The sequence below is a fragment of the Gammaproteobacteria bacterium genome (assembly GCA_014075255.1).
Lineage (GTDB): Bacteria > Pseudomonadota > Gammaproteobacteria > UBA4575 > UBA4575 > JABDMD01.
The window spans coordinates 400,462-427,057 of sequence record CP046178.1 but is presented as its reverse complement, the minus strand read 5'-3'; the positions used below and the strand labels follow the sequence as shown (position 1 = coordinate 427,057).

23 protein-coding genes are annotated in these 26,596 nt (G+C 38.5%); all 23 read right to left on the bottom strand.

The window, feature by feature from the left end:
• Position 1: 1 nt before the first annotated feature.
• Positions 2–1,180 carry an FAD-dependent oxidoreductase gene (locus GKR92_02100; protein ID QMU60551.1) on the bottom strand — a complete coding sequence of 393 codons (1,179 nt, stop codon included), beginning with the start codon at positions 1,178–1,180 and terminating at the stop codon, positions 2–4.
• Positions 1,181–1,185: 5 nt separating this feature from the next.
• On the bottom strand, positions 1,186–1,914 hold the full coding sequence (locus GKR92_02095) for a hypothetical protein (GenBank protein ID QMU60550.1): 729 nt from the start codon (positions 1,912–1,914) through the stop codon (positions 1,186–1,188).
• A complete protein-coding gene (locus tag GKR92_02090) occupies positions 1,914–3,338 on the bottom strand; it encodes a hypothetical protein (GenBank protein QMU60549.1) in 1,425 nt (474 codons plus the stop codon). The genes GKR92_02095 and GKR92_02090 overlap by 1 nt, the downstream gene beginning before the upstream one ends.
• Positions 3,339–3,357: 19 nt before the next feature.
• Positions 3,358–3,882: a sulfoxide reductase heme-binding subunit YedZ gene (locus GKR92_02085; GenBank protein ID QMU60548.1), complete on the bottom strand. Its 525-nt coding sequence runs from the start codon at positions 3,880–3,882 to the stop codon at positions 3,358–3,360.
• 111 nt (positions 3,883–3,993) lie between these two features.
• A complete protein-coding gene (gene msrP / locus GKR92_02080) occupies positions 3,994–4,947 on the bottom strand; it encodes a protein-methionine-sulfoxide reductase catalytic subunit MsrP (GenBank protein QMU60547.1) in 954 nt (317 codons plus the stop codon).
• A 147-nt stretch (positions 4,948–5,094) separates the two neighbouring features.
• Entirely contained in the window at positions 5,095–5,472 is a 378-nt protein-coding gene (locus GKR92_02075; protein QMU60546.1) for a response regulator, read from the bottom strand.
• A gap of 42 nt (positions 5,473–5,514) precedes the next feature.
• Positions 5,515–5,802, bottom strand: coding sequence for a hypothetical protein (locus tag GKR92_02070; protein ID QMU60545.1), 288 nt, complete (start codon positions 5,800–5,802; stop codon positions 5,515–5,517).
• A 69-nt stretch (positions 5,803–5,871) separates the two neighbouring features.
• Positions 5,872–6,357: a hypothetical protein gene (locus tag GKR92_02065; GenBank protein QMU60544.1), complete on the bottom strand. Its 486-nt coding sequence runs from the start codon at positions 6,355–6,357 to the stop codon at positions 5,872–5,874.
• A gap of 137 nt (positions 6,358–6,494) precedes the next feature.
• On the bottom strand, positions 6,495–8,531 hold the full coding sequence (locus tag GKR92_02060) for a hypothetical protein (protein ID QMU60543.1): 2,037 nt from the start codon (positions 8,529–8,531) through the stop codon (positions 6,495–6,497).
• Positions 8,532–8,824: 293 nt separating this feature from the next.
• The gene (locus GKR92_02055; protein ID QMU60542.1) at positions 8,825–10,567 is read right to left on the bottom strand and encodes a hypothetical protein; all 1,743 of its coding nucleotides are present in this window, start codon (positions 10,565–10,567) and stop codon (positions 8,825–8,827) included.
• 530 nt (positions 10,568–11,097) lie between these two features.
• A complete protein-coding gene (locus GKR92_02050; protein QMU60541.1) occupies positions 11,098–11,721 on the bottom strand; it encodes a response regulator in 624 nt (207 codons plus the stop codon).
• Positions 11,722–11,757: 36 nt separating this feature from the next.
• Positions 11,758–14,868, bottom strand: coding sequence for a PAS domain S-box protein (locus GKR92_02045; protein QMU60540.1), 3,111 nt, complete (start codon positions 14,866–14,868; stop codon positions 11,758–11,760).
• A gap of 333 nt (positions 14,869–15,201) precedes the next feature.
• A complete protein-coding gene (gspD, locus tag GKR92_02040; GenBank protein QMU60539.1) occupies positions 15,202–17,475 on the bottom strand; it encodes a type II secretion system protein GspD in 2,274 nt (757 codons plus the stop codon).
• A gap of 425 nt (positions 17,476–17,900) precedes the next feature.
• Positions 17,901–18,836 (bottom strand): hypothetical protein, encoded by a 936-nt coding sequence (locus GKR92_02035; GenBank protein ID QMU60538.1) that lies wholly within the window; start codon positions 18,834–18,836, stop codon positions 17,901–17,903.
• Positions 18,833–19,453 (bottom strand): hypothetical protein, encoded by a 621-nt coding sequence (locus tag GKR92_02030; GenBank protein QMU60537.1) that lies wholly within the window; start codon positions 19,451–19,453, stop codon positions 18,833–18,835. The genes GKR92_02035 and GKR92_02030 overlap by 4 nt, the downstream gene beginning before the upstream one ends.
• Before the next feature lie 5 nt (positions 19,454–19,458).
• Positions 19,459–20,481 carry a hypothetical protein gene (locus GKR92_02025; GenBank protein QMU60536.1) on the bottom strand — a complete coding sequence of 341 codons (1,023 nt, stop codon included), beginning with the start codon at positions 20,479–20,481 and terminating at the stop codon, positions 19,459–19,461.
• 125 nt (positions 20,482–20,606) lie between these two features.
• Complete coding sequence (locus tag GKR92_02020) at positions 20,607–21,440, bottom strand: hypothetical protein (GenBank protein QMU60535.1); 834 nt, start codon at positions 21,438–21,440, stop codon at positions 20,607–20,609.
• Between the two features lie 9 nt (positions 21,441–21,449).
• Positions 21,450–22,109, bottom strand: coding sequence for a prepilin-type N-terminal cleavage/methylation domain-containing protein (locus tag GKR92_02015; GenBank protein QMU60534.1), 660 nt, complete (start codon positions 22,107–22,109; stop codon positions 21,450–21,452).
• Between the two features lie 2 nt (positions 22,110–22,111).
• Positions 22,112–22,534, bottom strand: coding sequence for a prepilin-type N-terminal cleavage/methylation domain-containing protein (locus GKR92_02010; GenBank protein QMU60533.1), 423 nt, complete (start codon positions 22,532–22,534; stop codon positions 22,112–22,114).
• Positions 22,531–22,995, bottom strand: a complete 465-nt coding sequence (locus tag GKR92_02005; protein QMU62686.1) for a prepilin-type N-terminal cleavage/methylation domain-containing protein — start codon at positions 22,993–22,995, stop codon at positions 22,531–22,533. The genes GKR92_02010 and GKR92_02005 overlap by 4 nt, the downstream gene beginning before the upstream one ends.
• 18 nt (positions 22,996–23,013) lie before the next feature.
• On the bottom strand, positions 23,014–23,454 hold the full coding sequence (gene gspG, locus GKR92_02000) for a type II secretion system protein GspG (GenBank protein QMU60532.1): 441 nt from the start codon (positions 23,452–23,454) through the stop codon (positions 23,014–23,016).
• 30 nt (positions 23,455–23,484) lie between these two features.
• A complete protein-coding gene (locus tag GKR92_01995) occupies positions 23,485–24,705 on the bottom strand; it encodes a type II secretion system F family protein (protein ID QMU60531.1) in 1,221 nt (406 codons plus the stop codon).
• A 19-nt stretch (positions 24,706–24,724) separates the two neighbouring features.
• Positions 24,725–26,419 carry a type II secretion system protein GspE gene (gspE, locus tag GKR92_01990; protein ID QMU60530.1) on the bottom strand — a complete coding sequence of 565 codons (1,695 nt, stop codon included), beginning with the start codon at positions 26,417–26,419 and terminating at the stop codon, positions 24,725–24,727.
• Between the last annotated feature and the right edge of the window lie 177 nt (positions 26,420–26,596).

Here is a 26,596-nt window from a genome sequence, read left to right as displayed (position 1 = left end):
ACTAGCCTGGTTTAGCCAGCTTTAATTCTTTTGTTCTAATATGGGGCTTCGATTCAGGTAGGGATGACTCAATCCGTGCGAGCACATGTTCTGCAGTTGCACGATAGGACGTTAACTTACCACCAAATATAGACAACAAACGTGGCTTGTTTTTTCGATCACGTAAATATATTGTTTCTCTGGAACGCTGATTGGCATTTTTTTGGCTACGTGGCAATACTCGCAATCCTGCAAACTTTTTACTAATCGATAGCTTTTTATTTTTTTGTTCAGGGAAATAGAAATAAAATGCATCAAGAAGATATTCTACTTCTTGGGCTAAGGCATGCGTTTTACTAGGATCATCATCAAATATACTTTCTGTTGTTCCAATCATCGTTTCACCATACCAAGGCATCACAAATATCGGTCGTTTGTCTTTTGGACTTTCAATATAAAATATTACTTTGTCTAGTTGTACTGGCAAGATAATATGTGCGCCTTGCACCAAATCGACTTGTGCATTTTTTTGTTTTGGTTGCACACAATCTACAATATTAGTGGCCCATGGACCTGCAGCATTTACAACAACCTTACTAGTGAGAGTTTGTTGTCCTGAATTACTCACATAATTAAGCTTACTTTGATTATCTTCTAGATCAATACTAATGACTTTTGCATTAAGAATAAGTTTTGCACCGTGTTGTTGTGCTGAATTCATAACAGCCTTGGTGAGCAAACTATCATCCGTTTGTGCTTCATGATATTGAAACACTGCGCGTAGATTTTCCTGATTGATGCCTTGCAACTGATTCCATTGGCTTTTTTTAACTTTCTTGAAACGGGCATCGGCACTGAGATTACCAAGCAACGCATATAAAGAAAGTCCTGCGCGTATCATCCAGGGTGAGCGCTTAGAACTTTTATATATCGGAATATAAACCGGCGTAAGTTTGACTAAATCTGGTGCATTTTTAAGTAAATAACTACGCTCTAACAAACATTCGCGCACTAAAGAAAACTCGAATTGCTCTAAATAACGCAATCCGCCGTGAATTAGCTTACTGGAACGCGATGATGTACCTTCTGCAAGGTGGTCGTATTGCTCTAGCAAAACCGTTTTATAGCCACGCGCAGCAGCAGCTTGAGCAACCCCTACACCATGAATACCGCCACCGATAATTGCTACATCATAATCCATATTTTTTACTGAAAATATTCAGAAGCACTAAGCTTTTTGATATCTCCAGTTTCAATCATATCGACGCCCTGCTCTAATAATTCGTACGCAAAACTTGGATTGGTAATGTCATACAGCACCCATCTCCATAAACCGTCCCATAAATCAGAAGGCTTATTGATTTTTTTAATATTGCAAAACAAATAATCTGGCTGAAGTTCTTTTGCTTTTAAAAGATATTTTTTATTATATTTTTTTAAAACAAACCCTGTTGGATAAGACTGCACATTTTTTACATATTCTATAACCTCCCCCACAAAGGAAATAATTACAATATTAAACTTAGCACCCATTTGCGCTTCCAATACTTGATCTACAACTTGACTTAACCCAAAGTGTTCTATGCTTTGTCTTTTTATTTCAACAAAAACTGTAATTTTTGAATATATATTTAACTTCTCAACTACTTGCTTGAGCGTGTTGATCTTTAATAGTTCATTTCTATTTTCATTTTGTGCAGATGAATTAAGATATATTTGGTTTATTTCATCAGCAGTGAGATCTTTTGCATTCTTATCAATGCCTGTTGTTCTTTTTAAATTATCGTCATGAATAACGATTGGAACCCTATCTTTTGAAAGTTGAATGTCTAACTCAATATACGTATACCCAAGTTCTATAGCCGCCTGAAAGGCAAGCATACTATTCTCGGGATAGGTAGACATATCGCCGCGGTGTGCAACTAATCTGTTCATCAATGTATTAACCTTTGCATTGCAGATTTAAATTCACCATAGCGAAGTTGCAATGCATTGTCGTTAACTGGATTAAATATCTTACTTTCTAAAACACCCCATTCTGGGCGTTGCAAAGCTAACCAGGCTGCACCGCGTGATGTGGCTTCTTTGAAGTTTGAAACGACAACACTTACAGAAGATACGTTAGCTAAACACTGGCATAGGTGCTTATCTTTGCTCATCCCTCCTGCAACCAATAATTGATTCGTCACCACTCCATGCTTAAACATTTCTTCAATATTAATCATTAATAAAAATACGATACTTTCCATCAATGCTGCCATACACTGTTCTTTTGTATAGTCATTATGACTTTTATTTACATCCAGAAATTGTGGACTCACATCACTCCGCCAAAATGGCGAGCCTAACCCGCCGATTGAATTAAGAAATATAGGCACTTCCTCAACCTTTTGCCAAGATAGTGACTCTATATCGCTAATACTCCATTCACTCTCAGCCCAAGTCATAGCGGCTCCTGCTCCGTTCACCGTTCCCTCTAGAGCGTATTCTTGTTCGTGTTCAGAACTATAAGTAATACTAGCCAACAATTTTGTGTTTAATACTGGTTGCTGTTTACTGTTCGCTAATACAAATGCACCTGTACCCATATTTATAAAAGTGGTTTGTTCTGCTAACTTCCCATACCCATATACCGCGCTATTTTGATCTCCATTCACTAATACTAATGGATAACCATAGTTCTTTAATTCCCCATACTCAAAATCACTTGGCACAGGTTCAGGTAAATTTGATTCATCTATAGAAAATGCTTCCAATAAATCGTTATCCCAACATTTAGTTTGCAAGTTCCACAATAGGGTTCGATGAGCATTAGAATAATCCACATACAATGGCTGTTGCTCAACTAAGTTAAAAATCAAATAGGCTGCCAGCGGCCCAAATTTAAGATTATTTTCCAATTGAGCCTGTTGTACTCGCTCATCATGCTTTAAAAACCACTGTAATTTGGATGCACCATAATGTGCAGATAAAGGTAACCCGGTTTTCTCTTTAATAACATTTTCTGCTAGTGACACCTCTTTCAATTCATCTTGTGTACGTGTATCTAACCAACTTAACGCAGGCGTTATCGCTTCACCCGTTTTTACATTCCAAGCAATAACGGTTGACCGTTGCGTGGAAAGTGCCATTGCAATACCTTCTAGCTTATTATCATTAATAAACTTATGCGCATCCGTTAATACTGATTGACATGAAGCAAGAATTTGTTTGCCATCTTGCTCAATATGCAACGAATCACGGTAAAAAAGATCAATTTCTTGCTGAGATCTGAAAATAGACTCGCCAGAAGCGTTGTAGATGATGGCACGCGTAGAGTGTGTACCTTGGTCGATGACGATTATATGAGAATACGTCATGAACAGTATGAAATTATCGTTAAACTTTACGTTTTAAATAGAAAACCAAACGAAACCCTAGCAGGATCGCTAAAATTATAGCGTAAATCATCGGTTCTCTCGTATCAATCTTCACCATCCACCAAAAGTGCAATACGGTTAACATTCCGATTAAATAAATAATTCGATGCAGTTGAATCCAACGATATTGTAATCGCTCGACCATTTTATTAGTTGAAGTAACCGCAAGTGGAATAAGTAATATAAATGCAGAAAACCCAGCTGTGATGAATGGGCGTTTAAATACATCATCAATGATTTCACTAAAATCAAAAAATTGATCTAATACAATATAAGAAGACAAGTGCACACAAACATAGAAAAATGCAAACAAGCCCACCATGCGTCGATATTGAATTATGTTATGCCATCGTGTGATTCTGATCAGTGGTGAAAATGCTAATGTCAGTAATAAAATTCTTAACGCCCAATCGCCTGTGTATCGATTTATCGTTTCAATAGGATTAGCGCCAAACCCTTCTGAATAGAAGCGATAGGCTAACATTGCTAAAGGCACTAGCAGTAATATAAAGAGTACGGGCTTGATTCTCTTACCCGATAGGGTCGTTAACACAATTTTTTGGGTGTTTTATTTTTTTATTTAAAAATTATTAGATTAGAAATTTTCCTTAAGATCCATTCCTGTATATAAGCTAGCCACTTCATCTGTATAGCCATTAAAAGGTAATGTTTCGCGTTTTAAAAATTCCCCAATTCTGCGTTCACGTTTTTGACTCCAACGTGGATGATTAACCTCAGGATTTACATTAGAGTAAAATCCATACTCTCTAGGTCCTGCAATATTCCAACTTGTAGCAGGCTGCTCTTCAAGAAAATTGATACTTACAATCGATTTAATGCTCTTGAAACCGTATTTCCATGGCACCACCAAACGTAACGGCGCACCGTTTTGATTAGGCAATTCTTTACCATATAGCCCTACTGCTAAAATAGTCAGCGGATGCATCGCCTCATCTATACGTAAGCCTTCTCGGTAAGGCCATTCCAACACTTGACGTTTTTGCCCAGGCAAATTATCTGGATCTAATATCGTTTTAAATTCAACATACTTAGCTTTAGAGGTTGGTTTAAAACGTTTTAATATTGGACCTAATTCAACCCCTACCCATGGCACCACCATCGACCAGGCTTCTACGCAACGTAAACGATAAATTCTTTCTTCAAGTTTTGCCGGTGATATAAAATCTTCTAAATCATACTCACCTGTTTCTTCACACTCACCTGAAACTAATACATTCCACGGCTTTACTTTAAGATGCTGTGCATTACGTTTTGGGTCCCCTTTATCTAAACCCAACTCATAAAAATTGTTATAACTTGTTATAGCATCTAAGGGCGTCAGTTCATCTTTGGTTGAAAAATCACTCTTAATGATATTTTCAAATCCGATATCCGCCGAGCCTATGGTTGGCCACAGAAATGAAGGTGCCATTGATATGGCAGTCATCGATGCTGATTTTTGCAAGAATTTACGGCGATCCTTATATATCGCTTGGTCGGTAATGTCAGACTCTTTTAAATCCATTTGCTTGCTGGTTTTTATCAACATTTTCAATGCCTTGGTGGTAATAATGTATAGATTAGAGTTGATTCTATAGTAAGGGTTCAATAATACAAATACCGCCTATACAAACTACATATGCTATACAAACAGTATTATTAAGCTTAAGTGATTACATTATGACCATTGAATAATTTATTTGCTTACAGAACTCAGCAAATCAACCAGCTCTTTAGGGTCAAATGGCTTTTCAAAAACGCCAATTGCACCATTTTTAGTGGCTGTATCATTTACCGTTCCATACAACGCAGTGATAAAAATGATCGGAATGGTTACATTTTCGTCTATTAAATACCGCTGCAACTCCAAACCGGTCATTCCTGACATATTATGATCAAGCACTAATATCCCATTCTCCGGCTTTGGGTGTGTCTTCAAAAAAGCTTCAGCAGAGTTAAATACCTCCAACTCATAATCATATTTTTGCAGAATCAAGGTAAGTGAATGACAAACAATTCGATCATCATCTACCAAATATATCTTTGTTAATTTAGAGGACAAAACTTCTACCAATTACCCCTTAATTATTGCCAATGATTTTTCACAATACATGCTTTAAGAATCTAAAATTTCAAATGTCCCACGTGCTCTTTTTCCACTTGATGGCGTCGCAAATCTAACTCTAATTTTCTTGGCCTTAACTGTAATACAAACACCTTCTAAAAGTCTGAAATATGTATTTTCGTCATAGTCGATATTTATATTCGTGGAAAAACCAATATCTTTGTATTCATCTGAACAAATCTTTACGCTTGCTGCCTCACTCTGTTCAAAAATTACTTTTGAAACACTAGTATTAGTACCTATCTGCCATTCATGAATATTATTTTTAGGTTCATTCATACAGGCACATATTGCGAAACTAAAAAGTATGAGTAAAAATATCTTATACATAGTACTAGGCATTTATTTTTAAGGTTCGTATGGTGATTTTACTGGAAGTACTTTTGAATGAACTTGAAAAAATGTCACTTTTACTTTTTTATAACACTGATTCAGATCCATAACCACAGTGCCTTTCCCTTTTTCAAATAATGTCGAAACTGAATATTTATTCACGGCACAGCTGTGGAACAACCAATGCTTGTAACGTTTGTGTCCTGAATGTCTGATATGCTTAATTGCTTTTACATCTCCCAAGATGCTTAAATTATCTAATTCTTTTTGAAATTCTTCTTTTGAAAATGTTTTATTAAAGCTCTTATTCATATAAGGCAATAAACTTTCATAATTCCATTTTGGTAGTACTGACATAATCTGCTTTACGACAGGAATATTAAATTTATCCGCCTCACGGACCAACTCAGCACCTTCGCTTCGGGTCTTACCAACCACTAAGCCAGTTATCATAAGCATGGCTAAAATAATTATAATGAATATAATTTTAATGTATTTCATTTAAGTATCTTATCTAACTCGATAATTTAATTCAGAAATATTAATGGCACTAGATCAAACTTTAGGCATTAAAAAAGCCGAGGCAATTATATGCCCCGGCTTTTTGTAATCACAAATCCTTTGTGAATTCTTACCGACTAGTTAGGTCCAAGTTGAACTTGGTTTAACACGTCTGCGTTAGGATTCACTGGATTCTTCAAAGTTCCTAAGTATGAAAGTAGTGCGTTTTGACCACCTTTACTTAGCCCTAAGAATCGATCACGTACACGTTGTGCTTCTCCACCATGAAATGCAATGGCTTCAAATACAGTCAGAGCACGTCCATCATGTAGATATGGAGCAGTATCTGCTAAACCCCAAAGTTTCATTGTAAGGAAAGAACAGTTAGTAATTTCAGTACCTGCAACTTCGTTATCACAATCAGGATTCTCTAGTGCATGGAAAGATTCCGCTAGGCGAGATCCCATGTTATGACGTTTGTAGTCAGAGAAGATTGGCACTTTGATTCCACCACGACGGTTGGTTTCAAACTGTGCACCTTCAACGACGTCACTACTAAGATCAACTGAGAAGTAAGGATCTTGTTCTGTATCTGGATCTATGACGCCACCACCCGAAATACGATACTCAAGCACAGAGCTACGAGTATTGGTAGTAGGCTTGTGACAACCAGTGCAACCGATACGGTTGAAGATTCTCTTACCACGTCTTTGCTTATTAGTCGTCAACTCCTGTTGGAATGGACGCTCATTAGTGGTTAAGAAGATATGTAATGCTGACATTTCTCCTGTAGTTAACTCATCTTCTACTCCATCACCATCAGGGTCACCAGGACCGAATTCATCAACTGACTGCATACCAATATGAAATGCCATCGCACCAGTATCAAAACCACGAATGGTATCGAATTCACCTTTACGACCAAATGGACGAACTACCAAATCACCATCAACACCTTCAACATCAGACGTATCTAGATCGCCATTTGGCTTCGCTACGATGTCACCAAAATCGATGCCTTTAGCAACCAATGGCAAACGAACACGACGATCAGCACGTTGAGCTAAACGTGAAGCAAGGTTTGAAATCCTGTTCAATCGAAGAGTAATTTCCCTACCGGCTAATTCAACGCCACCCATACCTAAGTTCTTAGGAGGGTTAATGGCTCGACCATCAAATGCTGCAATACCTAATTTATCAAGACTATTACCATCTGAGTCATCAATATCAGCATTTCTGGAGTTAAAGAAAGGTGATGCAGAAATACCACCTTGACCTGCTATACCAAGAATTGGTGGAATGACCGAGTTATTGATTATTCCATGACATTCTTGACACGTTTGCGTATCCAGACCATTCATGCGTAACCATGTTCCATTACCTTGTAAGGTTGGACGACCCGTATTACCTAAGATTCCATCTCCATCTCCTGAACCATTTTCAGTAGTGGGGTCATTAGGGTTAATACCCGGTCCATCACCATGACCGTCTGCATGACGGAAAGGAGTGGTATACATCAGTGCACCTTGCCTACGGATATCCGTAAGACTCATACTAGGAAGACTAGCTTGAGTAATGGTGGTTCTTAACGCTGGACCGTTTCCATTGCGGTCATAAAAGTCTGAACTGAATGCAGTTTCATCATACTGCCAAACAAGCTCATCAGTGATTACGTTGCTAATTCCGGATTCTTCGCCGTCATCACCTTCGTCGCCACCATTACCCGCGTCACCATCATCTCCACCGTCACCGTCACCAAATAGTTCTTGCAAAAGATCAAGAATATCTTGTGGGATACCGTCTAGAGCAGCCACTTGGATGCCGTTGCTAGCAGCTGAGCTACCAGCAGAACCAGAACTACCAGCGGAACCGCCAGCATTATTGCTAGAGTCACTGTTAGAGTTGTTAGAACCTGATGCATCACCATCATCATCAGACATGATCACGACTTCAACATCAGCGTTAGAAAGGGCTACACCGCTATCATCATCTTCTGCAAATTCTGCCAAGAACTCTGCTTCTTGAGAAGCAGCATCAGAACTTCCATCATCAGATGGTAAGAGGGCCTGAATTTCATCAGGAATTGCATCTTCAGCTGTAACAATTGCACTCGCAAGAGGCGCAATTATCAATAGCATTGACGCTAATAATACTTTAGTAAAGTGCTGTTTCACTTTTTCCTCCCAAATTTAAAATTTGGTTTAACACATATCCGTGCATGTTCTAGGCAAAGGATTCGTTAAACAGCTATATGTATATTTTTATTGATGTACTAAAAAGCGCGTTTTCTCGGAGCTTTTCCAATCTGTCCTCAAACAACATCAATAAAAACGATTTGTACTCCCTAGTTAATAGTTAACTAGATAAAACTTTTTGTTTAATTTCTTAATGTAGAGCAGCTAACCTTAGTTAGCTGCTCTTGACCACTAAGAGAACTTATTAGGATCTATAATCCTAAAAAGTTTTACTACATTGCAGCGATACCAAATCCACTGCTTGAGATATCACCAGGCGCGTAACGACCTACGAACTGTAAGTCACCAGGGCGGCAATCATCGACACCAGCATCAGTGCCATCAGCATTAAGCTTGTCCCAAATGGTGTCTTCGCCTTCACAATCTTCGATTACACGATAAATTGCGATGGTAGTTGGGCCACCAGGGATCCAAAGAAAATCACCTGAACTGTTTTGAACAGTGGTTGGACCACCATCAGGATCAGGAATACCCGCAAATGGCACAGGAGTATTCAATGCATATAAATACTCTGTCTTATTAGCTGGACCTTGTGTTAAGGCCATATCTAAACCACCGGCTTGATACAAGAAATCACTTTGATCCGTTGGATTCAAACCAAAATTTGCATCATTTGCAGGACTGCTATTGATTCTATGACGGAAGTTTTCAACTAAGCCAGAGAATTGTGGTACGCCATCCGGAGCAATCACCGGTGGACCACCATCTTCCATAATACAAGTAGTTAGATCCATTTTGCGGATCGAAATACCAGAGTTGAAGAATGCTTGAGAATATACCGTGCTGGTACGAGTTGAAATCTGCGTCCAGCAAGTATCATCACCAAGGTCTGGCTTGTTAGGTTGAACACGTACTTTCGAACCAAACTTATTGATGGTGAATTGTGAAGTACCGCCCTGGCCACGTTGTTGGAAACTACCATGAGTCATCACAACACAGTCATTGAAGTCTTCACCTGCAACTGGGAGTACTGAGAAACCGAAGTTGTCATTACCAGAAGTTTCACTTGTAACAGGGTTAGCAAAGCGAGGCGCAATTGAATCAGGGTTCGCACCATCAACGTTGTAACCTAAAAGCTTAGCTAGGCTATTTGCCCAACTAGAACGATCACGCATTGGTTTACCATTTAAACGCAGCTTAACCACTTCGATGATGTCATCTTCTGTGCCATTACCTAATGCAAAGAATGTATTACGCTGCGAAATAACCATTTGACGACCTTCATTGATAAAGCTCATCTGTGCTGGATCACCATTCTCATCACGAGTATCACCTTTCGCTATTTGGCGGAAAGTTCCACGACGGTTGTTGAAACGGTAAATAATGTATGAAGTGCCTTCAAAGTCTTCAATTACAGGGCGTGGGCCACAAGTTGAACCTACTGGTGTTAAGAAGCCTTCAGGTAAACCTGGGCAACCGTTGAATTCAACTTCACCAGAACCCGCATTTACAACACCTACTAAGTCACGATTGAAACCAATTACTCGACGTGAATCACGTGATACTGAACGAGGCTCTTGACCTTTAGTAGAAGCAGTGTCTGTAAGTCTTACACCACATTTGTTAACACGGAAAGCAGAAACTGAGCCATCTAAGTTGCCACCAGCATCTGGATCAAAACCTGCATTGATCATCATTGCATATTGACGATTTCTAAATTTCTGCACGATTACAGAGAATTGACCAGAAGTTACGATACCATCATCGTTACCATAACCACCTGACTCAACACGTTGCACTTCTGTAAGTGCTCCGCCATCTCCACGAGCTAAAACGATTAAACGGTTTTGCTGAGCATTACCATCTTCATCGCGCTTTGTGCGATTTTCATTTACATAGACAGCGCCTTTGCGAAGATCATAATCGCAGCCACTATCTTCAGCCATCGCATTGGTAAACGGAACTGTTAACAGCGCCGCTACCATCGATAGCATAATTGATTTAGATATTTTCATATCCTCCCTCCTAGTAGTCTTAACATTAAGAAACATACTTTTGCAGCCAATAAACCATTTGGTTTAAAAAAACTAATTACAAAATAACTTCTTTAAAGAAGTTTATGTCTCAGTGTCTGAAATTTAGGTTCGCGTAGATTGAGAATATTTTTGCCTCAACCCAATCTAACTAAATTTCGTTTTGCAACTGCACGCAAACGCACAGCAAACAAATCTTAAATTCATAGATTGTGATCAGGCAGGTACAAGGCCTGGAGTGAAATGTAAACGTCGTGATTTTGGACGTTTGGCAGCTCGGTATGTACGAGCCAGTGTTAGGACGTTGTTTAGGTCCTGGAGTGTTTTTAGTGGGCTAAAATGCCCATCAAAATTCTTATAATTATTGAGACTTTATAGGCTAATTATGTAGTCAAATCAAGCACTAGTAAGGTTTTTTAGATTGAATAAAAATTCAATTTAGCATAACTTACGTAGTTTTAGTGAGTTACATGAGTAATTATTAAACTACTTAAACTTTGACCCATTTCAGCCTAATTGGGCTTAGTGTTTGTGCGATCAAACATATCGCCGGTAAAACGATTTACATTGTCTACCGACTTCACTAATTCAGCGGCTATTAAGCCTACTTTTTTGCGCTGATTACGAGATTCTGAACGTAACATTTCAAATGCTTGTTCTGAGCTAATATTGTATCGCGCCATTAATATACCAATGGCAATACTGGTTTCACGACCTTGTTGTAAGGCTGTGCTTAACTGTGATTCGGTTTGCTTAAGCTCTCTGATTTCAGCGGCACGCTGTAAGGCCGACTCAATGGATGGCAATACTTGTTGCACATCGATAGGCTTCACTAAATAACCCAATGCACCCGCTTCTGCAGCCTTGGCTACAAATTCTTCATCTGAATAAGCGGAAAGAAAAATACACGACACATCAGCCTTCTCTCTAAGCAGGAGTGCTGCCTCCACACCTGTAATATCAGGCATTTGAAAGTCCATTATGACAAGATCCGGTTTCATTTCACAACCCATCTCAACCGCTTCATTGCCACTACTGGCTCCCAGCACATCAAAGTCATACTGACGCAAACTCTTCGCTAGCGTTACACGTATAACGCGGTCATCATCCGCGAGTAATATTTGTGCTTTTGCCACGCTTTACAACTCCAAACTTAAAATAAACACTGAAATTTATGACACGGCTTCTAATACATTCATTTCTGACGCATACATATTGAGTATCACTGGCGGATGCAAAGTAAGGGTTGCTTTTACGTAATCACCTTCTTGCTCATATTCAAGCTCTGCCCCCTCAGGTGGCATCAAAGACTGAATCATTCCCATGCCCACTCCACCACTGTTTAAGCTTTCCTCGAAACTGAAAAATTCACCAGCAGCATAATTAATTTTATTGGCTACCTGAATTATTAATTTCGATTCTTCATTATCAATTATGATGCGCACTCCATCTGAATCCACTGCATAAGATGAACGATGTTTCATCGCATTGGTAATCAATTCTGAAATGATCAAAGAAACCGCAACCGTTTCTTCCTCCCAAAATTCTAAGTGATCGGAATCGTCACAGAGCACTTCAAAAGATACCTCTTGAGAAAATAATTTACTTGAGGCTTGGGTGATTTGTTTAATTAACTCGACGACATTGACCAATCTATGCGCTGAGTCAATCATCAAGTTATTTACAATTGAAATGGTGTCAACTTGATTAATTGAAGTGACTAGAACATTGCGCAATTCTGGATAAGCATCTAAATTTACTTTTAACAAGCCAACAATGGCTTGTAAATTATTCTTGATTCTATGGCGCATTTCACGGCTAACCTCGTCACGCTGTACTTTTATATGGTCAAGCCTTTCTCTCTGACTAGTAGATCGTTGTGTAACATCTCTACAAAGAATTCTTAACTCCCGCGGCACACCTTTTTGTGCCTCAATGACCCGCAGTCTATGATGGGTATTAATAAGCACACCTTCTCGTGTAAGCATGCGTATCTCCATCTCAAACTCATTAATTTGATCCTCAAATACAACATTAAAGTGCCGATTAGCCCGTCTAATATCATTCTCATGCATCAAATTCCAAATAGGCTTATTTAATAACTCATCTTTTGTATACCCAAGATAATCTGCGCAAAATTGATTAACGGATTGAATAGTTCCATTTGCATCTACAGAAAAATACATGTCAGGTGCATTTTCATATAAGTCTTGCAACCTAGTTTGACTTCGCAACAGATTTTGCTGCATTTCAACACGCTCAGTTACATCATGCACAAGTGCCATATAGCTAACTTTTACATTAAATAAATCCGATGATTGCGTAGCGGCCCATTCTGTATGTTTTAATTTACCTGATGCATCTTGTATCGTTAATCCAAATTGATTAGAGGTTGCATTTCTATTTTGCATGTATGTCTGCAGCTCAATAAGCATTTCAGGATGACTCGGATGCTTCACGGACCAGTTAGATGGCATTTTTCCAACAACCTCCTCATCACTCCACCCTAATATTTGTTCTGCTTGATGTGACCAACGCTCAATAACACCATTTTCATCCCACTCCACTATTGCAGTTGGCGAATTTTCCAAATGCAGCGCAAGAGTTTGATCAGCCTCTTTTTGTCTTTGTTCGGCAAACTGGCTTTGCAGCTTATTTGATATCCATTCAGACATCATTTGCACAAATTTTTTCTCTGTATCGTTAAACTCATTGGCGCGCGGCTGTAAACTAGTAAAATTTAACGTACCGTAAGGATTATTGTCTAAATACACTGCTGCACCAATATACGCCTCAAGCTTTAGCGCCGCATATGCTGGATGATGTGCAACCTCTGTTGTTTTTGCATGCGCAAAACCCAATGCATCTCGAGATTCAATCGTTAACTGACAATATGTAAGACCAAGTTCAAACTTATCACCGCCTTGAACCTGGTAAGTAGGCGATTCAGTATGCACTTGCATCACTGTGTAACGCTCACCTTCAATATATGAAAAAATGCCACATTTCATGCCCAAGTGTTTACAGCCACCTGCCAATAAACATTGAATCTGCGTGTGCAGCGAACTCCCTTCAACTGAAACTATTGAATAGAAAAAGTGCAAAGCTTCATCATTTTTCTTGAGCGCTAACTCAGCATGCTTTCTCTCGGTAATATCAGCAGTAGTTCCAATCACTCGCAATGGTGTGCCGTTTTCGTCTCTATCTAAAATTCGACCACGATCATGCACCCAAATCCAATTGCCAGACTTATGCTTAATTCGGTGCTCATGTTCGTAAAAATCTGCATCCCCTGATAGATGTAAATCAAATGATTGTTTTGCGCTGGCTATATCGTCTTCATGAATCATCCTATTCCGCGGCTGCTTACCATTCTGCAACTCTTCACTTGCATAACCCACTAATTCACACCATCGTTCGTCGAAGAAATTTTCATCTCTACCTAAGTCTATTTCCCACACACCGTCCTGAGTACTCTCTAATGCAAGCTGCAATCGTTCTTGGGTTTTGCGTATTTTTTCATTTGCCTCATAACGACGTCGCGTTTCCCTTTGATAAAGCTTGGCTGCAATTATAACTACTATGAGAATTGCTAAAAATTTTAACAAGCTACTAACCACTATTTTTCTTAACTCGTCAGAAAACAAAGTGTGATTATGCAAGGACACCACATCCCATTGAGTGCCACCAATAGAGGCCACTGCACCTACTCGCTGCATATCTTCAGGCTCAAGATAGACATCATTAACCAAATCCAAGTCCGAATTTGGTGCTGCTAACTCTACAAAACCAGGAGAGTCTTGGCGCCATAGGACAAGTTGATAATTAATATTTTGATGTTTATAGAGTAAAGGCTGAACTAATTCAGATGGAAAACTTACGCCAAATATTCCCATGAAATTATTTTCATACTTCCAGGGAACTATAATATTAAAATGATCCTGATCTGAATTTCGATGCATGCGTACAGCATATTCTGCATCCACACCACTAATGGAAGGCAATACATACACTTCGGGTTTATTAATCTGGGTACCTTTTGCATCAATCACTAATTTTCCATCTCGATTCCAAATTAGAAAATTTATGGCATCAGGATAATTACTGTTAATTTGCTGATTTAACAATCCAATGGCAATTGATTCTGAAGATTTACTGAGTTGAGCATCTTCGAGCATTTTAGTTTCGATATCAGCAAACATAGCTATGTTTTTTTGCATCATCTCCACATAATTTGATATTTCATTTGCCGCAGACCAAGATGACTGTGACATGCTATCCATTTGAGATTTATGGAATTGAGAATACTGTTCCCAACCACTCCATAAGAGTAAGGCTATAACTGCAGACAATAGGAATACAACAACTGAAAGCGGGACCTTTTGTTTGATAAAAGGCAGCTTAGCTGTGGATGTAAAATATTTGCTGTTATCCGCTCGAATAACTCCTCCTCCCGGCAAATTGCCCCAACTCAGGGTAGTTGCTCTAGTTCTATGATGAGCTTATCGTCTTATGTTTTTATTGTTGTGACAACGCTTCAATATACTTGAATAAGCTCCATATTTCGTGCATTACCAGTAATTATTTTTATCTATCATATATATGGGCAATTTCAATTACCAGCGCACACCACCACGCTCAATCGCTTTAATCTTCGCCTCTGGATTATTCAATTCAGGAATATCTAAACCATCTAGCTTTTTACGTAATTCATTTGTTGCTTCTCTCGCTTCAGCTGCATCACGAATAGCCGTTGGAGTGATGAGAACCAGTAGCTCAGTTCTCGAAGACGCGTTTGTCGTAGTGCCGAACAAGCTACCCAGTATTGGTAAATTACGCAATCCTGGAACACCAACGTTACCTTGACCATTGGTATCCTGTATCAAACCTCCCAAAACAATAGTGTCACCACTCGGTACAGAAACCGAAGTGCTAACTTCACGTTGCCCTATCGTTGGTGAATCGATTCCCGATGTTTCAGTTTCATTTGCAGTTCGAATACTTTGATAAATATCCATCACCACATTGCCGCTTTGACTCACACGAGGCGCCACTTGCAAGGTCACTCCCGTTTCTACAAACTGAATAGTACTCGTCACCAAATCACTTGTACCAGTATTGGTAGACTCGGATGTTCTCACAGGCACTTGGTCTCCAACGTTTATCGATGCCGTATGATTATCCAACACCATTAGCGAAGGTGACGAAAGAATTTGCATTTTATTATCGCGAGCCAAAGCGCTTAACACGCCACGCACCAAGCCGCCCGAATCTACTAACGAGTATGAAAAACCTTCTGAAGCTATACCTGCTAAAGTTGCGTCAGCACCCCCCACTCCAAGCCCTAAACGACCTATTCCAGTATTACTATCAATATCATTATTTCTAAACAACCATTGTGTTCCGTATTGTAAATCTCCAGTTAGTTCCACTTCAACAATAGTGGCTTCTAACAAAACTTGTAATGGTGAGATATCTAAACGTTTAATAGCATCAGCAATATCTTGATATTCTTCTTTGGTAGCTTTTACTACCAGCGCATTATTTTCTTCATCGGCAATTATTTTAATTACACTATTATTACCACTGTTACTAGCGCCATTAGAAGCTTGATCAGTTGAAGCAAAGCGATCTGCATTAGGGCTCAGAGAACCTGGCAATGAAGCCCCTGCACCGGTGGGCACACCTGCACTTATACCATCGGCTTCACCACTAATATAATCCGAATTACCAATTCCAGAACTACTGCTTGTTGAACCCGCTAAACCCGGTGCTAATGAAGCTTGATTACCATCTTCTTGTGTAGAAATATCTGCATCAAATAGTTCAGAAAGAATTTGTGCCAAGTACCCCGCACGTAAATTTTGCACAAAATAAACATGTAATGTTCTTGCGATACTATTGTCGACTCGATCTAGTCGATCCACCCATTGCGATACGGTATTAAGATATTTTCGTTGCGGCGTAATCGCAAGAATTGCATTTAACCGTTCAATTTCTACAAATCGCAGCACTCCTGCCTGCCCTTCTTCGCCATTAAGTCCAAAGATTGAGTTTAGCTCTTGAATTACTTTGCTTGCAGAAGAAGAACTTAATCTAAATATTGCAGTAGACATCCCTTTGAATTGATCAACATCAAATATCTCCACCGTATCTAACATATTTTTTAGTTCAGCTTGTGTGCCTGAAACCAGCAAAATATTCCGACTTTCATCGGATTGAATCATTGCATTTTCACCTTGCAATGAACGCAACACATTTGTCATTTCAGTTGCTGAGATATAACGAAGCGGAACAACAATGACTTGATAGCCTTTTTGGCGATCTAATTCATAAGATGGAGTCACTACACTACTCAACCCTTCACTTGCAGGAAGAATTTGAAATACACCATCATTTTCAGCTAATACTGCATTGTTTGCTTTTAAAATGTTTTCCATTACAGGTATTAACGAATCTCTCGCTAATGGCCGACCCGTTTTAAGACTTACTGAACCTTTAACACGTTCATCAACCACATAAGCACGACCCAGTAGGTCTCCAAGTATCGTCATGGCAACTTCTTCGATCGGTGCATCTTGAAACATTAAGGTGATATCACCTTCAGTACTACTAGACGATATATCTGCACTTGGTCTTGCTGTGAACGTACCCGTACCAGGATATATTTCTGCAGCACGTTTTTCAGGCTTAGATGGTGTGTTTGCTTCAGTTCTAGCTGTTTCTACATCAACATTTTGTTTCGCAGATGTTTTGACAGCATTATCAACGTTAACATCTGATACTTTTGGTGAGTTGGCAGTTGTGGTGCAACCACTGATAATAAACACCAACGCAACAAAACTTGCATGCGCCAGCTTAATTAAACTAGATTGTTTTTGAGTGTCCATAGTAACCTTACGTTTTACAACCAGGTAGCCGAGACTGTTTGTTATATCCAAACATGTACATCAGTAATTGAGTTGTAATGTAACTTATGGTGAACGCGCAAAGCTGCACGCACCTCCTCCATAATTATTCTTTTTATTCTTATTATTTTATTATCCTCTAAACATATTCTTTAGTTTAGAGTGTCACAACACCAATGCATAAGGCGGGGTCTGGGGCCGAACGGTGTGAGTATTAATTATTTGAATACACGTTACGCATTGGCCTAGCGCAAGTCAATGAAAGTCTGTTTAAGTTCAAGTAGTTATTGCAGTTGTTTGTATAATTTTATTGGCTTTTTTTATACATCAATACGTTACAAATACCGCACATAAAGCACGGCAATTAATTTATTAGGCATTGCGAATAGATTATTACTAACTATCTATTAATCATCGAATATTTTAGCACCCAAACCTTCTAGTGCTTTGAGCTCATCTTCAGTGATATCTTCATCATCATAGTAATCTTCTGCAGATATTTCTCTAACTGTATTTGCACGACTACTCGATGCAGTTGAACTTTCATTGTCATCTTCAGCTTCATAATAAGCTGCATTTTTCTCTTCTTCACCGGGAATTCTTATAGGTGATTTTCTAACAGGTTTATTAGCTGGCTTAGCACTTCCGGTTTCTTTATCTTTATAAGAATTATTTTTCGTAGACTTATTACGGTAGCTCCAAGATTTTCCAGCAACTTTCTGTTTAGGTTTATCCGTATTTAAACTATCTTTACCTTGCTTATTTTTATTGGCTCCTTTCCAACCCTTGTAAGATTTAATCGCTGCCGTTGCTTTTTCTATTTTACTTTTATTTAACTGCTTAATCAGCTTTGCCTGCTTTTCTTTTTGACTTCCTTTAATTGGCGTCACAAATAGTTTGTACTCTAATTCCTCATTTTGAAAAATTACATGGTTAGAAGAAACCTCAGCAATATTCCATTCTTTATACGATTCTCCTACTTTCAAACGCTCCATCTGTTTAGCTTTTGTATCCGCTACTATCGCTATTTGTACATCTGAACTACTTGCGGTACCTACTAAAATTAAATGCGCTAATGCGTCTACGGTTGTTGCTTTAGTGACTGAACGTATATTCACGGCAGCAGCTCTGCCTTTTACAAACAAAGGCCGTTGCACAATTTCCGAGTATTTATCGATACTTTTTAACACTGCTAATTGTGGTAAATCATAATCAATAGACTTTGCTAGCTCTTTATCAAGGCTTTTGCCACGTACACTTTCGACATCCAAAGGATAAGACATCACTTGGTAGGCAAATAAAGCCAGTAGTGCAATGCAGAGGGTGCTTAATATAAGTTTCATAATTCTGTATCTAATCCATTCTTTGTATTACTTGGTGTTGCTTCTTGAGCGGCCAAAAACCCAGACACATCAAAACGTATATCTAGTGCCTCATTAGAGCCTTTAGACTGCTGATCTCTAAAAGTAGTTCGATAACCTCTACCAACATTTATCTTATCAATAATTAAAACGGGTATATGAGACTCTAATTCATATACCAAATTACGCAAACTTATTACATCAGCCCGACAATGCACCGAAATCTTTATTTGCCGCTCATCCTGATTACCGCTAGTCACTGGCTGTGTGCTTAAAATTTTTGCGCCATGTAGATTAAGCACTTCTTTAATTATCCCTTGTAATTCTGCAGATACTAAAGCTGCTTTCCCTTCTGAGAAATAATACTCTTGATCTTCATTAAATAGCTGTAATTTATCAAGCTTACTTGATAATCCACTAGTTTTGTGTGAGATGGTTTTGTACTGCAATAATCGATGTTGCAGCGATGTCACCTCTTCTTTACTACTGCTATAAAGAGCAAACAATGGAAGCACAACGATAAAGAGTAAAATTAATATCGCAATAATTAATACTATTGCTGCATATAACTTGTGTTTAGATTCTGGTGTTTGCGACATGGTATCTATTCCTGGGCTGCCTTTATTTGCGCTGTAATAGAATACCGCTCTAACCCATCTGCACCACTTTGTGTAACGGGTGCAGCAAATCGAATATCATCAAACATGCCGCTTTTATCTATAATTGGAATTAAATCTGATGCAGATGCGGACAAGCCTTGGATAGAGAGTAACCCACCCTCTAAGGATAGCCTCTGCACATAAGTGTGGTCAGGAATAGCTTGTGTTAATAAGTTAAGCAATTCAATGATGCTTGGATTTCTATGTTTAACATCTATCAAGTACCCTACTTGATCCTGCATTTTTGAATATTCTGTTTGCAGCTGCTTAACTTTTTGTACAGTTTTCTCAAGCCCCTCTAACTCAGAAGAAAGTTTTGAAATATGCATGTAGTTTATTACCAACGGGGTAACACCTGTTAATAACAGCAAGCCCAATGCAGCAGCGGCTATCCAATTAATTGATGATTTTTTACTATTCCCTAAATCAGAATGTGAACGTAGTAATTTTACGTTATGCAAGGAATTATCAGAATTTTGGGAATCGACAATATCAATCTTTTGTAAATGAACACCACTGCTCTCAATTGCATGTACCACAGGATTTAGTACTTCTTTTCTGACAACAATTAATAAAACTTTAATAAGCTCTTTTTCTTTAATACGATCTTCAATTCTATAATCACAATAGACATCGTCTTTATTAAAAGGTGTATAACGATCCATTTCATATTGAATAACTTCATATAAATTTTCTTCTGTACTAGCCGGCAATGAAATATGCCTAGTCAGCACTTCACTTTCATTTATATGAACATCTAAAGCCAATTCACCTTTTTTGCTTGCCTCTTCTTTAAAAAGATATTTGAGCGATTCAGCAGGATCAGCCGTAATGGCTTGTTTAGCATGTAATAACTCAACACTACTGCTATCCAAAACCTGATATTCATCTCTTGCAATTATTAACAATAGTGAATCTTTACTGCGACTATGACCTAAATGTTTTTCGCCAGGCAAAAGCAATGACAATCCCTCACCCCACCAAGTGAAGAAATCTTTAAACGACTGTGTAATTGAAGAAGAAATAGCAACGGTTCCTTTAATTATTCTTTTTTAAACTTCCATGTAGTGTATCAGCAACAATTAGAGGATTTTTAACTCTGCTTCCAGCCTAATATAGCAAAAGGCTCAAACGTATTACCTCTTTGCAATCGCACAATACTCGTAATTACAGTAGACAAACCACTTGGACCGGTAGCTTTGGCACGCAGAGTATAAATGAGACCGCCTGTAGAAGAAATGTAATCACTAGAGGTTTCTTCACTGTTACTTGTGCCTATAATATCTTGCACTGCCTTTTTAACCACATCGGATGCTAAATTTGTATTCACTCCAATATCTTGAGCAAAGACGGTTACGTAAGGTTTAACTCTAGCGAATATTTCGGGAGTCACTCCCAATACAAGTGACAATTCATCAATACTATCAAATTCATCATCTTTAGCCTCATACAGCAAACCATTTGCTGCATAATCCTGATCTTCCGCACCATCCACTCTTTTTAAATTATCTTGATCACGCCAATCTGCAATTGCATCTGCGATAGATGAACCAACTTTTTCATCAACACCAACAGTTACAAAAAGTGACCTTATTAAATCAACTGATGCTAAGTTGAGATCGATTTTCCCCGATTCATCAGCAACCTCCACATAAACTGCTATATCATCTAATTCGTAATTAAAATTCGGGTTTTTTAAGTGAAATCCTTGCAATGCATCTCGTTTAATTAAAGTATCAATCGTTAACAACAATGTCCCTTCTGCTGCATGTTTGGTTTTGAAACCTGCTACTACATTCGTCGCTAAACTCAAGCTCGCACGCGCCTGATAAGACACTGAACCCGCAATTACAGTTAAGAATGCCGTAATCCACAATACAGTGATTAAAGCAAAACCTTTGGAATGAGTTTTATGTATCGATTTCATATGTTCCGCTTAGGGTAAGATATAACTACCATATCTAGTTTCAACAATTAAAGGCGGCCAAGACACAGCATCTTCAAATGACTCTACTGTTATTGATACACGTGAAGGTAAAGCACTTTGGTTCAACCAATTGTTGTACCAACTTAAAGCACCTGTTCGTTGGTTTAGACCATAATATTCAAATTTTATATTCTTTACGTTTTTAATTAATTTTACATCTCGTTCTGCTGCGCGCGCCTTACCAGAGAAATAAGTATTTGCAGGCAAATAACGCACACTTAAATTATATGCGCCATTCTTTTTTTGCTTAAATATTTCATAAATATAAAGATAATCATCTAGGCCGTATTGTGGGGATGGCGCTAGAAATATCATTTTCTCAGGATTTCCATCAAAGTAATTGTCTTTTGTTTCATCCTCTTCAATAGGATAAAAAACAGCTTCACTTAGTACTTTTCGTAAAAATCGTTGTGAACTTACAACTTCCTCTAAGTTATCTTGATGGTCGTCAACTTTAGCCCAAACACGACTTCCAAAAGTAAAGCCATTAGCACATAAGGTCACTACTATTGAAATAATGACTAAAGAAATTAGCAATTCGATAAGGGTTAAACCAGATTGACGAGCAACACAAAGGCGTGGAACGTATGATTGTTTGCAGGCTTTCATCTTCAAGCGCTCGCCAATCTAAAAGTTGTTGCACGAATTGAACGTTGGCCTCTTCTTGCCTGCCAATAGATATTTAGAACTACTTGATAACGCTTTACTGTTTCTACTATCGAACGAGAACTGGAACCATCTAATGGTTGTACTTCTAACTTCCAACGATATCGTTTGTTGTATGCACCTTCAGTAACGCCAGGTAATAAATGAACTTTTTTACCAATTTCAGCCAGATGTGAATCCGCATACATGCTTGCCTGTGCATAATCATCGGCTAACGTAGAACTCTGCAATGCAGAAGAAAATACTTGATAAACTACACCAAGTGAAATTGCCAAAACCGACAACGCCACCAAGGTTTCTAATAGTGTAAATCCACCTTCTCTTCTATATTTTGTTTCACGCACAAGATCATGGCTAATGCGACTCATCTTATTTCTACTTTCCCTGACAGCCACTCCACTACAATGCTATACATTTTTTTACCATTGGAAATTTTTATTTCTCCTCCCGATGAACTACCATCTGGCGCAAAACGAATTTGTGAAATATTTTTATTTGCACTTAAGCCTTTAGCTGAAAATATTTGCAAATCGAGCGATGAATCTATCAATCGTTGCCTTTGACTCCCCACTACCCAATAGATTCGTTTCTCATTATCAATTGAAAAAGCAACCTCTTCACTTTTTGCAATTGCAGAAATTCTCGCGCGTCGCAAAGTAACCAGAATATCCTGAGATGTGGCCTTCAAAGCAGCGCTAGATGAAAGACGACTGTATGCAGTAGCGGAAAGTGCTGTGATGGAGATCGCTATAACTAATGTAATCAGCAACTCAATCAGTGTGAATCCAAATGCGCTATCTCGTGGGCTTGATGTATTTGAACAAAGCATTGTTAATTTATTAAATGTTTAATTCCAACTCAACACATCTTGATTTTCTTTTTCCCCACCCTCTGCACCATCTGCACCTAAACTAAATATTTCATATTCTGCATTTCTACCTGGAAATCGATAATTATAGTTTTGCTTCCATGGATCCTGCGGTACAAACTTCTTGCGCAGGTATGGGCCATTCCAACCATCCACCCCAGCAGGTTGTTGCACTAAAGCATCTAGTGTTTGCTCTGTAGTAGGATAGCGATTGGTATCAATCTTATACATTTCTAAAGCTGTCGATAATTCTTCAATTTGTATTTTCGCCGCCTTGGATTTTGAATCGCCTAAGCGTTTCATAACTTGCGGACCCACAATACCTGCCAATAAAGCAAGAATGGCAACCACAACTAGTAATTCTATTAGAGTAAAACCCTTAACTCTAGATTTTGAAACATTACATTCTTTTTTATACATACGTACTCTCTTCTAATTTATCTATATTCGTTATGAAGCCAAATCATTAATACTTACCATCCCAAGTAATATCGAAACAATAATTCCGCCGATAACAACTCCTAATAAAATTATTATTGCTGGTTCAAATAAGTTCACCATCCTTTGCATGGCATTGGCAGTTTCTTTTTCATAAATTTCAGAAACACGTTTCAGCATATTATCCAACTCACCTGTTTCTTCGCCAACCTTTATCATTTGTAATGCTAGCGACGGAAACAACTTCGCCATGCTTAAGGTATGAAAAAGACTTTTACCTTCTTTAAATTGCTCCATCGCTTTACTTATATTGTCGAGAAACAAACTATTAGTAAGATTAGCTTTCGCTATGGGCAACGCAGATAACACTGGCACACCATTGGACAACAAACTACCCAAGCTGCTGGTAAATTTTGCAGTCTCATGTTTTACCAACAAATCACCAAATACTGGCAACCTTACAAACTTCGCATCCCAAAATTTTCGATAACTCGGCGAAGTAAACAAATATCGAATTAAAAACCCAGATAGAATTAAAACCACTAGCAACAACCACCAATAACTACTAACGAAATTGGACACACTTATAACCATTTTTGTCGCTACCGGGAGAAGCTCCTCACTTCCCTCAAACAACTCAGTTATCTTCGGCACTACAAACGTCATAATTACCAATATAGATGCCATCGCTACAACGATTAGAATCATAGGATAAATTAGTGATGAGATTAATTTATCGCGCATGGTTTTAGCGCTTTCTAAATACTCGTGCATACGAGTGAGTCCAATTTCTAAATTACCACTAGCCTCAGAGGCGCGCACCATGTTGATATAATAGGGACTGAAAATGGTTTTTTGTTTTTCCAGTGCACTAGACAAGTCATTACCCGCTTCCACGTCTTCCAATAATGAAGCCGACATATCCCTAACATTCTCATGTTCCGATAAATCTCTAAATATACGCAATGCGTGATCAACTGGAAGCTTAGCCTTAACTAATGTGGCCAACTGTTCAGTAAAGGCCAACAGTTGATTTGAGTTAATTGATTTTTTTGTTAGCGAAAAAGCATTTTTAAGTGAATGGCTTGAAGATGATTTTGCTTCTTTCGCGTAAATTGGAATATACCCAGAAGATTGCAACCAATTAATCATTGCAGGATGATCTAATTCTTCGCGCTGACCCTCTAACACCTTCCCCTCAGGAGTCGTCGCCTTATATTCAAACATAGGCATAATTAACTAAGCATCCATACTATGAGTCTTGAGTAACACGCAAAATTTCTTCCAAAGAAGTTATCCCTTGGGCAACTTTTTGCAATCCATCTTGATACATCGTCTGCATACCTTGCTGCGTAGCAGCGGCCGCCAAGGTTGAAGCATCGGCATGTTCTAATATTAATTTTCTGATCTCGTCGGTTACGAGCAACATCTCAATAATAGAAATTCTTCCGCCATACCCAGTATGATGACAAGATTCGCAACCTTCTGGAACGTACATATAATCAAAAGAAGCATTAGAACCTAACTCTTCTTTAATCTTATTTGGTATTTCTGTTTTCGTTTTGCATTCATCACATAAAACGCGCACCAAACGTTGAGCAATCACAGCATTTAATGTTGAGGTTAATAAATAATCCTCTACACCCATTTCCATTAAACGCGTAACACTGCTTACAGAATCATTAGTATGTAAAGTGGATAATACAAGGTGCCCAGTTAATGCAGATTGCACACAAATCTCTGCAGTTTCCAAATCGCGCATTTCACCGACCATAATTACATCTGGATCTTGCCGTACAATAGATCGCAAAGCATTCGCAAAGGTTAATCCTATACTGGCTTTAGCTTGTATTTGGTTAATACCTTCAAGTTGATACTCAACCGGATCTTCTACGGTAATAATTTTACGATGCGGCTCGTTTAATAAACTTAGCGCTGTATATAAGGTTGTTGTCTTACCACTACCCGTTGGACCGGTAAGTAAAATCATGCCATGCGGCTGTCGCAATGCGCTAATAAATTTATCATGCTCTGCTTGTTGAAAACCAAGTGCTTTAAAATCTAACACTACAGATTCTTGATTTAACAATCTCATTACGACACTTTCACCATGCATGGTTGGCACAGTAGAAATTCGCATATCATATTCACGACCTTGAATACGGTTACGAATCCTTCCATCTTGTGGCAGACGTCGTTCTGCTATATTCAACTTAGCCATGATTTTTATTCTAGAGATAATGGCAGCTGCAAACTGACGCGGCGGAGATTCAACCTCTTGTAATACTCCGTCAATTCGATAACGAACTTTTAAGTTACCCTCAAACGGCTCAATGTGAATATCCGAAGCACCTTGTTCTGCAGCACGCTGAATAATTAAATTCACTAATCGTATAACTGGAGCTTCGCTAGCTAAATCTTTTAAGTGATCCAACTCATCATCTGAAATTTCATCAACATTAACTGCATCAACTATTTGATCCATTTTACTGGAATCAAGACCTGATATTTGATTGATAGCTTCATCAATATCAGAAAGTGTACCTATACGAACTTCAACAGTTTTACCTGTTGCAATGCGAACCGCATCTACAACATGCTGATCAAGAGGATCTGCCATGGCTAACACAACTTTATCTTCTTGCAGTTCAAGTGGAATGGAAGAACTTTCTTTGAGAAACCGAAATGAAATAGCACCATTCAACACTTCTTCAGTTGGATACTCATCACGTCCAACGATGGGCAATGCAAGTAAGTTTCCAAGTGCTTCCGCAATATCTTTATCACTTACCGCACCCAGCCTATTCAACATAGACACAAAAGAAACATCAGGAGTTTCTTCTTGCATGCGTTTTATTTTGGATAGGTCAGATTCACGTAGTTTTTCGCCACGTTGCAAATAATCTGCTATGTCCTCGTTGGACAGCGTTACGGCAGTACTAGACATACTTTATATACTTGAGCCTAAATTAACCAAATAAGGTTTATGAAGAAAAGACGCTATTACCCTGATATTTCAGGATTATTATTATTCTCGACTATGGAATCATAATCGTGATGACACAAAATTAAAAATACTTGTATAAAAGGCGGTATTTCAGCCTAAGGCATTGAATTTAATCGT